Annotated in this window: 10 protein-coding genes and 1 pseudogene; 10 read left to right on the plus strand and 1 reads right to left on the minus strand. The window is 71.5% G+C overall.

Going from position 1 to position 13,663, the window contains the following annotated elements:
* From P1P75_RS03310 to P1P75_RS03335, 6 genes and pseudogenes are all read left to right on the plus strand, one after another.
* On the plus strand, positions 1-512 hold a 512-nt coding region (locus P1P75_RS03310), incomplete at its 5' end, for a DUF4937 domain-containing protein (protein ID WP_319251625.1).
* Between the two features lie 120 nt (positions 513-632).
* Positions 633-1,313, plus strand: coding sequence for a histidine phosphatase family protein (locus P1P75_RS03315; RefSeq protein WP_319251627.1), 681 nt, complete (start codon positions 633-635; stop codon positions 1,311-1,313).
* A complete protein-coding gene (locus P1P75_RS03320; protein ID WP_319251629.1) occupies positions 1,303-2,208 on the plus strand; it encodes an ADP-ribosylglycohydrolase family protein in 906 nt (301 codons plus the stop codon). Before P1P75_RS03315 ends, P1P75_RS03320 begins: the two co-directional genes overlap by 11 nt.
* 280 nt (positions 2,209-2,488) lie before the next feature.
* Positions 2,489-2,792 (plus strand): annotated as a pseudogene (locus P1P75_RS03325) (TetR-like C-terminal domain-containing protein); the annotation flags it as partial.
* Between the two features lie 124 nt (positions 2,793-2,916).
* Positions 2,917-3,618 carry a ribonuclease HII gene (locus P1P75_RS03330; protein ID WP_319251631.1) on the plus strand — a complete coding sequence of 234 codons (702 nt, stop codon included), beginning with the start codon at positions 2,917-2,919 and terminating at the stop codon, positions 3,616-3,618.
* A gap of 68 nt (positions 3,619-3,686) precedes the next feature.
* Positions 3,687-4,325 carry a hypothetical protein gene (locus tag P1P75_RS03335; protein WP_319251633.1) on the plus strand — a complete coding sequence of 213 codons (639 nt, stop codon included), beginning with the start codon at positions 3,687-3,689 and terminating at the stop codon, positions 4,323-4,325.
* A gap of 425 nt (positions 4,326-4,750) precedes the next feature.
* Here the strand turns inward: P1P75_RS03335 and P1P75_RS03340 are convergent, their stop codons facing one another.
* Positions 4,751-5,368, minus strand: coding sequence for a hypothetical protein (locus tag P1P75_RS03340; RefSeq protein ID WP_319251635.1), 618 nt, complete (start codon positions 5,366-5,368; stop codon positions 4,751-4,753).
* 389 nt (positions 5,369-5,757) lie between these two features.
* Here P1P75_RS03340 and P1P75_RS03345 point away from each other — a divergent pair, with 389 nt between their 5' ends.
* From P1P75_RS03345 to P1P75_RS03360, 4 genes are all read left to right on the plus strand, one after another.
* Positions 5,758-7,911, plus strand: a complete 2,154-nt coding sequence (locus tag P1P75_RS03345; protein WP_319251637.1) for a RecQ family ATP-dependent DNA helicase — start codon at positions 5,758-5,760, stop codon at positions 7,909-7,911.
* A 126-nt stretch (positions 7,912-8,037) separates the two neighbouring features.
* Positions 8,038-9,738: a DUF4192 domain-containing protein gene (locus tag P1P75_RS03350; protein ID WP_319251639.1), complete on the plus strand. Its 1,701-nt coding sequence runs from the start codon at positions 8,038-8,040 to the stop codon at positions 9,736-9,738.
* Between the two features lie 567 nt (positions 9,739-10,305).
* Complete coding sequence (locus P1P75_RS03355) at positions 10,306-11,064, plus strand: NUDIX hydrolase (RefSeq protein ID WP_319251641.1); 759 nt, start codon at positions 10,306-10,308, stop codon at positions 11,062-11,064.
* A gap of 258 nt (positions 11,065-11,322) precedes the next feature.
* A complete protein-coding gene (locus tag P1P75_RS03360; RefSeq protein WP_319251643.1) occupies positions 11,323-13,521 on the plus strand; it encodes an ATP-binding cassette domain-containing protein in 2,199 nt (732 codons plus the stop codon).
* Positions 13,522-13,663 lie beyond the last annotated feature (142 nt).

The raw sequence follows: 13,663 nt of genomic DNA on the forward strand, positions 1-13,663 counted from the left end.
TTCGGGGACAGGGCGGGGGCTGGAGCAGGGGACGACCGTCGGTCGCGCATGTCTTCGCGTTCTGGGAGAGCCGCGCCTTCTACGACTCCTTCATGGCGCGTTCCCACGACCGGCTCGCGACCGCCCAGGCGGGTACCTTCAAGGACGCCCAGGTCCGGCTCTTCGACCACCGGTTCGACGTGAAGACGGGCTTCGAACCCCGCTTCACCGACTCCGACCTGGTGCGGGTGGCCCTGTGCCGGGTCCATGAGGAACGTGCCGAACACTTCACGCTGATGCAGGAGAAGGTGTGGAACCCGGCCATGGCCGGGTCGCCCGGCATGATCCGCGGCATGTTCGGCGAGGCGCCGGGCCACGAGTTCCTGGTCCTGTCGATGTGGCGCTCACTGGCCGAACACGGCAAGTACCGCGCCGAGCGGATAGAGCGGCTCGCCCTGCGGGCCCAGACGGAAGCGGACGTCGCCGCCCTCACCGGCGACATCGTCGAGCTGGAACCCACCTGGACAGTGTGAGATCCGGATCCACTGATCCTGTCCGCCGGGGCGCCTCCCCGGTGCGGATTTCGTGTGACCTACGCCGTATGGAGGCCGCACGAGTGCTCGATCGGCCGCCACCCGATCTAGTGTTTTCGCATGGCAAGACCACGGCGCATCGTCCTTGTCCGGCACGGGGAGTCAACGGGCAATGTTGATGACACCGTCTACGAGCGTGAACCCGACCACGCACTGGCCCTCACGGAGCGGGGCCGGCAACAAGCGGAGGAGACCGGCAAGCGGTTGCGGGAGGTCCTCGGTGACGAGAGGGTCAGCGTGTACGTCTCGCCCTACCGCCGCACGCACGAGACCCTCCGCGAGTTCCACCTCGACCCCGACCTGATTCGCGTACGTGAGGAACCCCGGCTGCGCGAGCAGGACTGGGGGAACTGGCAGGACCGCGACGACGTCCGCCTTCAGAAGGCCTACCGTGACGCGTACGGGCACTTCTTCTACCGCTTCGTCCAGGGCGAGAGCGGGGCGGACGTGTACGACCGGGTCGGCGGCTTCCTGGAGAGCCTGTTCCGCAGTTTCGAGGCTCCCGACCACCCGCCGAACGTACTGATCGTGACGCACGGCCTGGCCATGCGGCTGTTCTGCATGCGCTGGTTCCACTGGACGGTCGCCGAGTTCGAGTCCCTGTCGAATCCGGGGAACGCCGAGATGCGGATGCTCGTTCTCGGGGACGACGGCAAGTACGCCCTCGACCGGCCGTTCGGCCGCTGGCGAGATCCGGAGCCGTACGGAATCACTGGAGAGTGGCAGAGCGATGACCGTTGACCCCTCCCCCGAGGGACGCCTCACGCGGGCCCTGGGGGCCCTGCGCGGACTCGCCGTGGGGGACGCGCTGGGCTCGCAGTTCTTCGTGCCCGCGCACTACCCGCTCCTCAAGGACCGCGGACTTCCGCCCGGCCGCTGGCAGTGGACGGACGACACCGAAATGGCCTGTTCCGTCGTCGCCGTGCTGGCCGCCCACCACCGCATCGACCAGGACGCCCTGGCCTGTTCCTTCGCCGCGCACCACAACTTCGACCGGGGCTACGGTCCCGCCGTCAACCGGCTGCTGCGACTGGTCCGCGAGGGCGGCGACTGGCGTGAACTCGCCGCCGCCCTGTTCAACGGCCAGGGCTCCTGGGGCAACGGCGCCGCCATGCGGATCGCCCCCCTCGGCGCCTGGTACGCCGATGATCCCGAACAGGCGACGCACCAGGCGGAAATCTCCGCCTACCCCACGCACCAGCACCGGGAGGCCGTGGTCGGCGCCATGGCCGTCGCCGCGGCCGCCGCGCTGGCCGCGGCGCCGGGAGGACCGCCCGGCGCGGACGCCCTCCTGGAAGGCGTCATCGGCCTCATCCCCAAGAGCGCGGTGACCGCGGGGCTGCGGCGGGCCCGGGACATGCTCGACTACGACGACGCGGGCACCGTCGCGGCGGTCCTGGGCTGCGGACGGCGTACGACGGCTCATGACACCGTCCCGTTCGCGCTCTGGTCCGCGGCCCGCTCCCTCGGCGACTACGAGGAGGCCTTCTGGACCACCGCGCAGGTCGGCGGGGATGTGGACACGACCTGCGCCATCGTGGGCGGCGTCATCGCCTCCGGAAAGGCGGGGAGGCCTCCCGCGGCCTGGGCGGAGCGAGTGGAGACATTCCCGGACTGGGTTCCCTGGTCCGCTTGAGCGGCTCAGCCCGGACGTCCCACTGAGCAGCGGGCGGGCGGACACCAGCCGACGGCACCACCCGCTCTTGCCCGCCTGCCGATATGAACTCTGTGTGCCTGGCGGGAACTCTGCGTGACCGGCCGCGCGTTGGTCGGGTATCCGCTGTGCGACGTATGCGCGCGGAGGTGGAGACGGGGACGAGCGGCTGCGATGGAAGTGCGGTGTGGTCATGGGGTCGGTGGAGTTGGTGTTGGTATCGGGTGTGGGGTTGCTGGTCCTGCTGGTGTCCTCGGTGGCCGCCATGTACTCCCGGCCCGGCTTCGCGTTGTGCTCGATCATTCACGAGTGCGACCCGAGCCGGGTGAAGCGTTGCCACACCCTGATCTTCGAAGGGGTGGTCGAGCCGACCGTGCGGCTTCTGCATCAGGTCGCCAGTCGTGGAATCGATCGGGGCGAGGTGCCGGGGGGACGCGGTGAACGGCTGGGTCCTGGACCCGATCCCGGCCATGGTGATGTACCGCTCCAAGATGTGCGGCAGCGAATGGAGCGACCGGGAGATCGAAGAGCTGATCGGCCAGCTCATGCTGCCGCTGTTGCGTCCCGTTACGTCCTGTTGCGTCTGTCGAGGGCCGAGTCGGGGGCCGGCGGGGCACTCGGCGATCACTGGTGCGGTCCCGGGGGCCGGGGTGTCGCGGGGTGATCCGGGCGGCGTAGGCTAAGGCCGCCATGGCGTACGAACCACCCACTCACACCGTCGAGCGCTCCCTCCGCGCCACGACCGGGGCCAAGGTCATCGCGGGCGTGGACGAAGTGGGCCGCGGTGCGTGGGCCGGCCCCGTCACCGTCTGCGCGGCCGTCACCGGACTGCGTCGCCCTCCCGAGGGCCTCACCGACTCCAAGCTCCTCTCCGTCAAGCGTCGCAACCAGCTTGCCGTGCAACTCGAGACGTGGGTGACCTCGTACGCGCTGGGGCACGCCTCCCCGGAGGAGATCGACGACCTGGGGATGACCGCCGCCCTGCGCCTCGCCGCGGTGCGCGCTCTGGACGCCCTGCCGGTGCGCCCCGAAGCGGTGATCCTCGACGGGAAGCACGACTACCTCGGCGACCCCTGGAAGGTCCGCACGGTGATCAAGGGCGACCAGTCGTGCGTGGCGGTCGCCGCGGCCTCGGTGCTCGCCAAGGTGCGGCGAGACAAAATGATGGCCGAACTGGGTATCGACCATGCAGACTTCGCTTTTGCGGACAACGCCGGGTATCCGTCCCCCGTGCACAAGGCCGCATTGGAGGAGCGGGGCCCCACCCCGTACCACCGGTTGTCATGGGCGTATCTTGATGCGCTGCCCCAGTGGCGGCACCTCAAGAAGGCCCGCAGCTGGGCGAACGGACGTGTTCCGGAGATCGAAGGCCAACTCGGCTTCGACTTCTGACGGTTCCGCTCGCACTGACGTGCCACCCGCTGGCGCGAGCCGCATCAACGTTTGATAGATATCAGCCCATGCCTCTCATTCCCGAGGAGCCTCAGATTCACGAGAGTGCCCAGGGTCCCCGCGCCACTCCGGCCAGTGGCCGTACCGCGCCGACCCCTCGTCCCGTTCCCGGCCCCCGTCCCGCGGCTCCGTCGCGTCCCGGTCGGCCTGGTCCTGTCCGGCCCACGCCGCCCGTGCAGCGCACGCCGCGCGATGTGGCCCCCACGCCCGGGCCTTCCGCCCCGGCCACCCCTTCCGCTTCCGTGTCCGCTTCGGCGACTCCTCAGATCCAGCTGATCCCGGCCTCGGCCGAGGGTGCGCTGGACGCCGCCGAAGAGGCCGTCGACCTGCTTCTCGAGTCGGGCCGCGCCCCGGGCGAGGTGTTGGTGATCACCACCGGCGAACTCCACCCCTGGGCCGCCCACGAACTGTCCTTCGGTGAAGCGTCCTACTGGGCGCAGCACGACACGGGGGACGACGTCTTCTACGCCGACGTCGCCGCGTTGGAACGGGCGACGGTGCGTCCCGTCGTCGTCGTGGCGGTCAACGGTGGCTCTGCCACGGCCGGCGCCACTGCACTGCCCTCGGCCCGCGCGAGGGCCGGTGCCCTGCTGATCGTCTGTGGTGACCCGCAGGAGATCAACTCGGTGCTAAGCGCAGCCATCTGAGCCCACTCCGGGTCGTCCGGGTGCGCCCGGGTGTGGAAGGCGCTGCCCTGGCGGTATCTCCCGTCTTCGCCTGCGCGGACTGGGCAGTGCACAGTGGCGCGCGCCGAACCGGGGTGCGCAGCAGGCCTCGGTGAGGCCTGCACGGAGCTCTGGCATCACGCGGAGCTCTGGTGTGATGAGGAACGGGCGTGGCGTCGTGCCGCGCGCGGTCGTCACGCGGAGTTCTGGCGTCATGAGGAACGGGCGTGCCGTCGTGCCGCGGGCGGACACCGTCACGAGCGGTGCCACGTGCCTGGTGCCGCGTCCTCGGTGTCCGCTCATGGCGGCGCGACCTCGCGCTGCGCAGGGTGTGCGGTCACGGTGCTCACGGCCCTCGCCGGGTGAAGGCGGATCGTTTCTGCCGACCGGCGGGGAGTCGGCAGCTCTCAGCGGGCGGCCGCGCGGCGCAGTACTTCCGAGGCTGCGCCGCCGGTCCGCGGCAACGGCGGCGGCGCCTCGGACAGAGCGAAGGGCTCCGGCTCCGAATCGGCGTGGGGACGACGGCCCCCGCGGCCCTCACCGAGGACCTGCCAGCCGTCCCTGGTCAGCGTGATGTACGCCCCGCAGCGCAGCCCGTGCAGCGTGCACGCGTCCCGCAGACCCCACATCCATGCGCCGTCCTCCTCCGTCCAACGCCCGTCGCCCTCACGGCAGTAGAGCAGCACGGCGGTGCGCACCGGGGTACGGCGCCGCAGATCGTGCGGAATGACCCGGCGCAGTTGGGAGAGCAGCGCGTTGCGGAACATCCAGCCGTCGGCCTGTGCCTGTCGCCGCGTGAACGAGGCGCTGGCCAGCAGCCGTTCGTCCGGGTCGAGCACGGCCACGATCGCCGTGGCGGGCTTCGGCCCATGACGCGCGTGCAGGCCGCTGACGACCTCCCGCGGGCTGCGCAGCAGCGGAATGCCGGCCGAAGCCCACTCCGCGGGTTCGAGCAAGCGGGTGGCGGAAGCGGCGGACGTGGACGTCGACAACGATGCCGAGGACGGAGCGATTCCGAGGGTCACGAGCCTCCCTTCGGCTACGGCCCACACCTGCGGGCGGGTCGGATTCGGGGGCGCGCACACCGCAGCAGAGCCCTACCGGACCATGGGCGAGCCGTGCGGGGGAGCGGAATTCAATTCTTCCTGTCGAACTTGGATGCGGCAACGAGCAATTGGGGTCGGCGACCGTTATATGGCGGAGAGTGTCTTATATCCTTACCCCATGAGCACAGGGTGACGCGTACCCGGCCCTACACCCCACGTTCACCTGCTGGGTAGCCGGCGTTGCCCGACCGGCGCCCAGGCGGTGCCGCCTCGCGGCCCGACCGTACGCCCGCCGTGCCCGCCGTGTCCGCCCTCGCTCACGCAGGGTGAGGTGGCCGATTGTCAGTGCCATCGGGTTGCATGGGGGCATGGACAACCTGGAGCTCCGCACCGAAGCAGACGCCATCCTCGCCGAACTGGTGGGTGCGCCGGGCGCGCGGCTGCGGGAGGACCAGTGGCAGGCGGTGGCGGCCTTGGTCGAGGAGCGCCGACGGGCCCTGGTCGTACAGCGCACCGGGTGGGGAAAGTCGGCGGTGTACTTCGTCGCCACCGCTCTGCTGCGCCGACGCGGTTCCGGTCCGACGGTGATCGTCTCGCCGCTCCTCGCCCTGATGCGCAACCAGGTGGACGCGGCGGAGCGGGCCGGCATCCAGGCACGCACCATCAACTCGGCCAATCCGGAGGAGTGGGAGACGATCTACAAGGAGGTCGAGCACGGCGAGACCGACGTCCTCCTTGTCAGTCCTGAGCGCCTCAACTCCGTGGACTTCCGTGACCAGGTGCTGCCCAAGCTGGCGGCCACGACCGGCCTGCTGGTGGTCGACGAGGCGCACTGCATCTCCGACTGGGGCCATGACTTCCGTCCCGACTACAGGCGGCTGCGGGCCATGCTCGGCGACCTCGCCCCTGGTGTGCCTGTCCTGGCCACCACCGCGACGGCCAACGCGCGCGTCACCGCGGACGTGGCCGAGCAACTGGGCACAGGCGCGGGCGAGGCGCTGGTGCTGCGCGGCTCCCTGGAGAGGGAGAGCCTCCGGCTCGGCGTGGTCCGGCTGCCGGACGCCGCCCACCGCCTGGCCTGGCTGGCCGAGCATCTGGACGAGCTGCCGGGCTCCGGGATCGTCTACGCGCTGACGGTCGCCGCGGCCGAGGAGGCCACCGCCTTCCTGCGGCAACGCGGCTTCACGGTGGACTCGTACACGGGCCGTACGGAGAACGCCGACCGGCTCCAGGCGGAGGCCGACCTCCAGCAGAACAGGGTCAAGGCACTCGTGGCGACCTCCGCGCTGGGCATGGGGTTCGACAAGCCGGATCTGGGATTCGTCGTCCACCTCGGCTCCCCGTCCTCGCCGATCGCCTACTACCAGCAGGTGGGCCGCGCGGGCCGCGGGGTGGAGCACGCCGAGGTGCTGTTGCTGCCGGGCAAGGAGGACGAAGCCATCTGGCGCTACTTCGCCGATACCGCTTTCCCGCCCGAGACGCAGGTCCGCCAGACCCTGGCGGCCCTCGCCGACGCGGGACGGCCACTGTCCGTGCCGGCCCTGGAGGCGCTGGTGGACCTCCGTCGCACCCGGCTGGAGACGATGCTGAAGGTCCTCGACGTGGACGGGGCCGTCAAGCGGGTGAAGGGCGGCTGGGAGAGCACCGGGCGGCCCTGGACGTACGACACCGAGCGGTACGCCTGGGTGGCCCGGCAGCGGGCCACCGAGCAGCAGGCCATGCGTGACTACGTCAGCACGACCGACTGCCGGATGGAGTTCCTGCGCCGGCAGCTGGACGACGAGGGCGCGGTCCCGTGCGGCCGTTGCGACAACTGCGCCGGCGCCTGGATCGGCTCCTCGGTCTCGACCGAGGCCCTGACGGGGGCGACGAAGGAACTGGACCGTCCCGGGGTGGAGGTCGAACCGCGCCGGATGTGGCCGACGGGCATGCCCGTCCTGGGCATCGACCTCAAGGGGCGTATTCCCGCCCGAGAGCAGTGTTCCACCGGCCGCGCCCTGGGCCGGCTCTCGGACATCGGCTGGGGCAACCGGCTGCGCCCCCTGCTGGCGGAGAACGCCCCCGACGGCCCCGTCCCCGACGACGTCCTGAAAGCCGCGGTGTCCGTCCTGGCCGACTGGGCGCGCTCCCCGGGCGGCTGGGCACCGAACGTGCCTGACGCCTCGCCGCGGCCCGTCGGGATCGTCGCCGTCCCGTCCCTGGCCCGCCCGCAGCTGGTCGGCTCCCTCGCCCAGGGCATCGCGACCATCGGCCGCCTCCCCTTCCTGGGCACCCTGGCGTACACCGGTCAGGGCGGCGCCCACGCGGTACGCCGCAGCAACTCGGCCCAGCGGCTCAGGGCCCTCTCGGCGGCCTTCACCGTCTCCGAGGAGCTGGCCGACGCCCTGGGGGCCGCTCCGGGGCCCGTGCTGCTCGTCGACGACTACACCGACTCCGGCTGGACCCTGGCGGTCGCCGCCCGCCTCCTCCGCCGGGCGGGCGCCGAGGGGGTGCTCCCGCTGGTCCTCGCCGCGGCGGGGTGAGCTTTCCTTCCGACGAGCTCGCGGAGTAGGTCGGACGGCGTCCCGCAGCCCATGCGGTGACGTGTCCCTGGTCAGAGTTATCCACAGGCTCAACCGGAACCTCGCATTCTGCGAGATCGTCTGCGCATGACGAATCACAGCGAAACGACTGGTTCCTTCGAAAACGGCGACATCACGGGACGTGAGGGATGTACCGGTCCTGAGTCGTGCGACGGTCAGGCTGCGTACGGCCGTGGGGGCGCGCAGGGCGATGAATCCACGTACGACCACGCCGACACACACGACCGGGAGACGACGCACGACCGGGAGACCGCGTACGAAGGCCACGTCCCGTACGACGGGCGCCCCGGCTGCGACGAAGGACCCGAGCACCAGGTCACCCTGCGCAGCCCGGCCGAGTTGGCCGACGCCCTGCCCTACCTGCTCGGTTACCGTCCCGAGGACAGCATCGTGCTGGTCGCCCTCCACGACCAGGGCGGAAGGGGCAGGTTCGGTGGCCGCGCCCGCCTCGGTATCCCCGCCAACCCCGACGACTGGCCCGCGGTGGCCCGGCAACTGGCACAGGGACTCGTGGCCGGCAGCGAACGCAGGGGAGGCCGCCCCGCACAGATCGTCGCGTATCTCTGCCAGGATCCGGCGATGGGCGAGACGGGCGGCCAGGTGAGGCAGCGCCTCCAGCCACTCGCGCACAGGCTCCGTGTCGAATGCGGTCGGCTCGACATCCCGGTGATCGAGGCGCTGTGCATCTCGGACGGCCGCTTCTGGTCGTACTGCTGCTCGGGCGCGGATTGCTGCCCGGACGACGGAGCGCCGATGGGTCTGCCGGGCACATCCGTCCTGGCCGCGGCCGCCACGTACGCCGGTATCCAGGTACGCGGCACGCTACGGGAGCTGAGGGCCCGTCTGCTTCCGCTCGAAACGGGCGTCGCCGTGGAACAGGAAGTGGCCCTCGACACCGCGGGCATGGCCCTGGTCCCGAAGATGCTCCACGACGTGAGCCGCGCGGCCGTCGCGGACGAGACCATCGCGCTGGTCGCACGCGTCATTCGCCGGTTCTCCGAGGCACCCACGGTGACCGGCGCCCTCATCGCCGACCGTCGGGACGACGAACTCCTGGCCTCTGACGAGGCAGCGGCCCTCGTCCTCGGCCTCCAGGACCGTGTGACCCGCGACCGCGCCGCCGAGTGGATGGAGGGCGACGAAGCTGCACCCGCCCTGCGCCTCTGGCGAGCGCTGGCCCGTCGCTGCGTCGGCCCCTACGGGGAGCACGCGGCGGCCCCGCTCACCCTCGCCGGCTGGGTCGCCTGGTCCACCGGCGACGAGCTGGAGGCCCGTGAGGCCCTCGCCATGGCCCTGGGCGCGGACCCGGGCTACCTCTTCGCCCGCCTCCTGCACCAGGCCTGCAACCAGGGCCTCGACCCGGAGTCGGTCCGTCGTTGCCTGCGCTCCGAACGAGAGGTCCGCAGGGGCGAGGAGACAGGGGAGACAAGGGAGGGAACGGACTGTCCGACCGAGGCGGGGGCGTCGGCCTCAGCGGGGGCTGAGAACCACGGAATCGGCATCGACGGCACCAGCGACCGGGGCGAGGCCGAGCGCGCTGAGGCCTCTGATGAGGACGGTGGCGCGACCGTTTGTGCTTCTGGACCGGCGCAGATCCCTTCACCGGCTGCCGGCCGGCGACGGCGCCGTGTGCGTTCCGCCGGCTCGACGCGGCCCACCACGCCAGGGCAGGGCGGGACGCGCTCGCGCACCCGCACCTCGGACCGGGCTTCGGCACAGCGGCGGAGCGGGGGTGCCGACGGCGACGAGATCAACAGGCAGAAGTGATCCGGTACGGATAGACGCGCCACCGCGGGGGCTACCGGGGACGCCCCAGGGGCGGTCGGTTCCTGGGGCGGCTATCTCTGTGATCCCCAGCCCGGCGGGCCTGTCCGATGCGTGAGGCAGGCCCACAGGGCCACCGTGCGGCCCAGGGCTGAGTAAGCGGCGAACCGAGGGGAGCGCCCGCTGCCGCATTCCGCACCCTGCCGCCTGCTGCTGCTCCGCCACCGTGGCCGCCGCCGGAGTCCTCCTCCCGACCGCGATGGCGGGCGTCCGGCCCGATGCCCTGATCAGGACCGTGACTCTGTGCTCGCTGCGCAGCGCGCCTCTCGGTGAACTCGACCTGACGTGACCGCAGTCTCCGGTGTCGCCTTCCCAGAGGGCGGCCGACTGGGACCGGCCATGGCCGAGGAGGCCCCGAAGGGCTGGGATTGGGCACCTGACCTGGCATGACAGCAGCCTGGCCGACCGCGTGGGCGAGTGGTGAAGAACGCTTGCGACCACGAGGGATCAGTCATCGAAGCGGCCGACGAAGGGAGTGTTTATCGTCAGGAAGACGACTATGATCGCCGCATGCCCTACGACCCGTCAGCATTTCCGCCCTTCGCCGTCACCGTGGACCTGGTCGTGCTGACCGTGCGTCGTCATGCCCTGTGCGCGCTGGCGGTGCGCAGGGGCGAGCCGCCGTTCCAGGGCCGGTGGGCGCTCCCGGGCGGCTTCGTGCGGGACGACGAGGACCTCTCCCAGGCCGCGGCCCGCGAACTGGCCGAGGAGACCGGACTGCGCGCCTACGGCCCCGCCGCCCCTGACCAGGACAACGGCGCGCACCTGGAACAGCTCGCCACCTACGGCGATCCCAAGCGTGACCCCAGGATGCGGGTGGTCAGCGTCGCCCACCTCGCGCTCGCCCCCGATCTGCCCGCGCCGCGCGCAGGCGGCGACGCCAGCAATGCGCGCTGGGCGCCGGTCGAGGAGCTTCTGCAACAGGGCGGCTACGGCCGTGACGGTGAACCGGTGGCACCCCTTGCCTTCGATCACGCGCAGATCCTCGCGGACGGCGTCGAGCGAGCCCGCTCCAAGATCGAGTACTCATCGCTGGCGACCGCCTTCTGTCCCACCGAGTTCACCGTCGGGGAGCTGCGCCGCGTCTACGAAGCGGTGTGGGGCGTGGCGCTGGACCCGCGCAACTTCCATCGCAAGGTGACGGGCACCCCGGGCTTCCTGGTCCCTACGGGCGGCACCACCACCCGCCAGGGTGGCCGTCCCGCACAGCTCTTCCGCGCCGGCGGCGCGACCTTGCTCAACCCGCCGATGCTGCGGCCCGAGATCTGATCCGGGCGCACCCGCACGGGCACGCGGATGGGGCGGCGTCCATCGCCTCGGGCCGCCCGCCGTGCCGCCTACCGAGCCTCTGGCCTGCCCCCTGCCCCCTGCCCCCTCGCCCCGTGCCCTGGCTCCTCGCCGCCCGAGGAGTACGCGTCGGTGTCGATCGCCTTGCCGATCAGGGCGGTTGGGCGCCGGGACGATCACCGGCCCGCGGGCAGCCGCGCCATACCCCAAAACGGGACATAGCGCGCTATCTTGCTACGGGTGATCCAGGCCTTCGGACTGACCAGCAATCCCCGCAAGGGCCTCCCGCTCGCGCTCGACGATGTTTCCTTCGAGGCGCGGGCGGGACACGTGACCGTGCTGCTCGGAGCGGCGGGCGCGGGTAAGACCACGGCGTTGAGGCTGATGCTCGAACTTCAACAGGGCCGTGGCCTCACCTACTTCAGAGGCCGGCCCCTGCACCGCATCGCCCACCCGTCACGGGAGGTCGGTGTCCTCCTGGGCGATGTGCCGGGCCATCCCGCCCGCTCCGTCCGAGGCCACCTGCGCATGCTGTGCGCGGCCGCCGGCGTTCCCGGCCGACGGGCCGACGAAGTCCTCGAAGCGGTCGGCCTGGTCAGCCTGCGCGACGAACGCCTCGGCACACTCTCCCGCGGCATGGACCGTCGGCTCGGCCTCGCCTGCGCTCTCCTCGCCGACCCGCACACCCTGGTGCTCGACCACCCGGCCGAGGGGCTCTCCGAGCGCGAAAGCCGGTGGCTGCACGGCCTGCTGCGCGCGCACGCGGCCCAGGGCGGGACCGTTCTCTCGACGACCCCCGACCCCAAGGAGGCCGCCCGTACCGCGGACCGGGTCGTCACCCTGGATCAGGGCAGGCTCGTCGCCGACCAGGAGGCCGCGTACTTCTCCCGCACCCGGTTGCGCCCCCGGGTCGCCGTCCGCAGCCCGCATGCCGTGCGTCTGGCGGCCCTGCTCACCAAAGAGGCGCGCACCGCTCGTCGCTCCGTCGAGGTCGTGCAAGAGGACGGCAACCGCCTCTCCGTGTACGGCAGTAGCTGCGCCGACATCGGAGAGGTTGCGTTCCGGCATCACATCCTCATCCACCAACTTGCTGCTGAGGTGGGCGACATGGGCCCCGGAGTCGGCGGCCGACCCGCGGACGCGACGCCCGCGCGGCAGGAAACCGGTGGCTCGGGCGGGGAGCCGACCCGCGCCGACGCCCCTGCCCCCTGTGATGCCGGTGACGGGGCTGATCCTGGTGACCGGGGGGATGCGGCGGCTGACGCACATGACGCACATGACGCACATGACTCCGGTGACTCGCAGACCTCCGGCAACGTGTCCCGCGCCGCGACGTCCGCAGCGGCAGTCGACGGCACCTCGCCGGACAACCCGACCGCGGCTACTTCCGCCGGAACCCGGCCCCCGTCGCCCACCGCCGATCCAGAACTCACCCCGGCCGTGACGACGGCCGGGGGCGGCGAACCGACCGCGCCCGGCGCCGTCGGGACCGGACCCACCGCCGCCGGAGGCACAGCGGGACCCGCCGGCCCGCCGAGCCCACGCCCAACCGTCACCGACGACTCCCCGGTCGGCGCCACTCAGCCCACCCGCACCTCCGCCACGCCTCCTTCCCGCCCCCTCGAAGGCGCTCTGCCCGCCCTGCCACCGCCCATCGCAGTCCGCTCCGCCCCCAGCCCGCTCCGACCTCTCCGCTACGAGCTGCGCCGGGCCTGCGGCGTCAGCACCGGCTTCGTCACCGGAGTCGCCGTCCTCCTTGTCTCCGTCCTCACCACCGCCGTCCTGGCCCGTATCGGGCACACCACGCAAGCACGACTGCTCGCAGCCTGGCCCGTGCAACTGCCGCTGCCCCCGGCCGCGCTCGGCGCGGGTCTGCTCGGTGCGCTCTCCTTCGGAGACGAGTTCCGCCACCCCACCCTGGCGGCGGATCGCGGGAGCGTGCCCCGCAGACTGGGTCTGCTCACCGCCAAGCTCCTCGTCTCCGCCCTGACCGCGCTGACGCTCGCCATCCTCACGGCGGGCTGCGACGCCGAAGTGCTCTATCTCCTCTACGGACGGGAACTCGCGCAGGTTCCCGCCGACTGGCTGCAGCAGAGTGCGAGTTGGCTCGCGCTCACGGTCGGCTGCGGGTGGGCCGGTGTCCTGGCCGCCGGTGTCTTCCGGTCCACCACCGCAGGGCTCGCCGCGGTGGTCGCTGTACCGGTGGCCGTCGTACCGCTCGTACAGAAGGCCGTGGAGAGCGCGTCCGTGCGGACCGCCGCCGGGATGTCGGTGCGGCTGCGGGAGGTGCTGCTCGCCCAGTGGCCCCTCGGGGGAGACCGCTATGTCGCAGCCGCATTGCGCGTGGTCACTCAACCCGTGGGAGGAGCCCTGGCGTTGTCGCTGAGCGGCCTGCTGTGCGCGTATGTGCTCACAACCCTGCGCAGCCGCATCCGATGACGACCGCCCGTGCCCATCTGGGAACGGCTTGTGCGCAACTCCCCGGATAAAGCCCATTTCTTTCCGATAAGGCGTCAATTGCGATGGGGTGAGCGATCACCCTTTCGTGTGCTTTTCACCAAAGACCTCAAGGGAGTTGGAA

The sequence above is a fragment of the Streptomyces sp. ID05-39B genome, assembly GCF_033794725.1.
GTDB classification, from domain to species: domain Bacteria; phylum Actinomycetota; class Actinomycetes; order Streptomycetales; family Streptomycetaceae; genus Streptomyces; species Streptomyces bobili.

Coding starts and splice junctions, on each gene's coding strand:
- P1P75_RS03315 (WP_319251627.1), top strand. CDS start 633: ATGGCAAGACCACGGCGCATCGTCCTTGTCCGGCACGGGGAGTCAACG.
- P1P75_RS03320 (WP_319251629.1), top strand. CDS start 1,303: ATGACCGTTGACCCCTCCCCCGAGGGACGCCTCACGCGGGCCCTGGGG.
- P1P75_RS03330 (WP_319251631.1), top strand. CDS start 2,917: ATGGCGTACGAACCACCCACTCACACCGTCGAGCGCTCCCTCCGCGCC.
- P1P75_RS03335 (WP_319251633.1), top strand. CDS start 3,687: ATGCCTCTCATTCCCGAGGAGCCTCAGATTCACGAGAGTGCCCAGGGT.
- P1P75_RS03345 (WP_319251637.1), top strand. CDS start 5,758: ATGGACAACCTGGAGCTCCGCACCGAAGCAGACGCCATCCTCGCCGAA.
- P1P75_RS03350 (WP_319251639.1), top strand. CDS start 8,038: ATGACGAATCACAGCGAAACGACTGGTTCCTTCGAAAACGGCGACATC.
- P1P75_RS03355 (WP_319251641.1), top strand. CDS start 10,306: ATGCCCTACGACCCGTCAGCATTTCCGCCCTTCGCCGTCACCGTGGAC.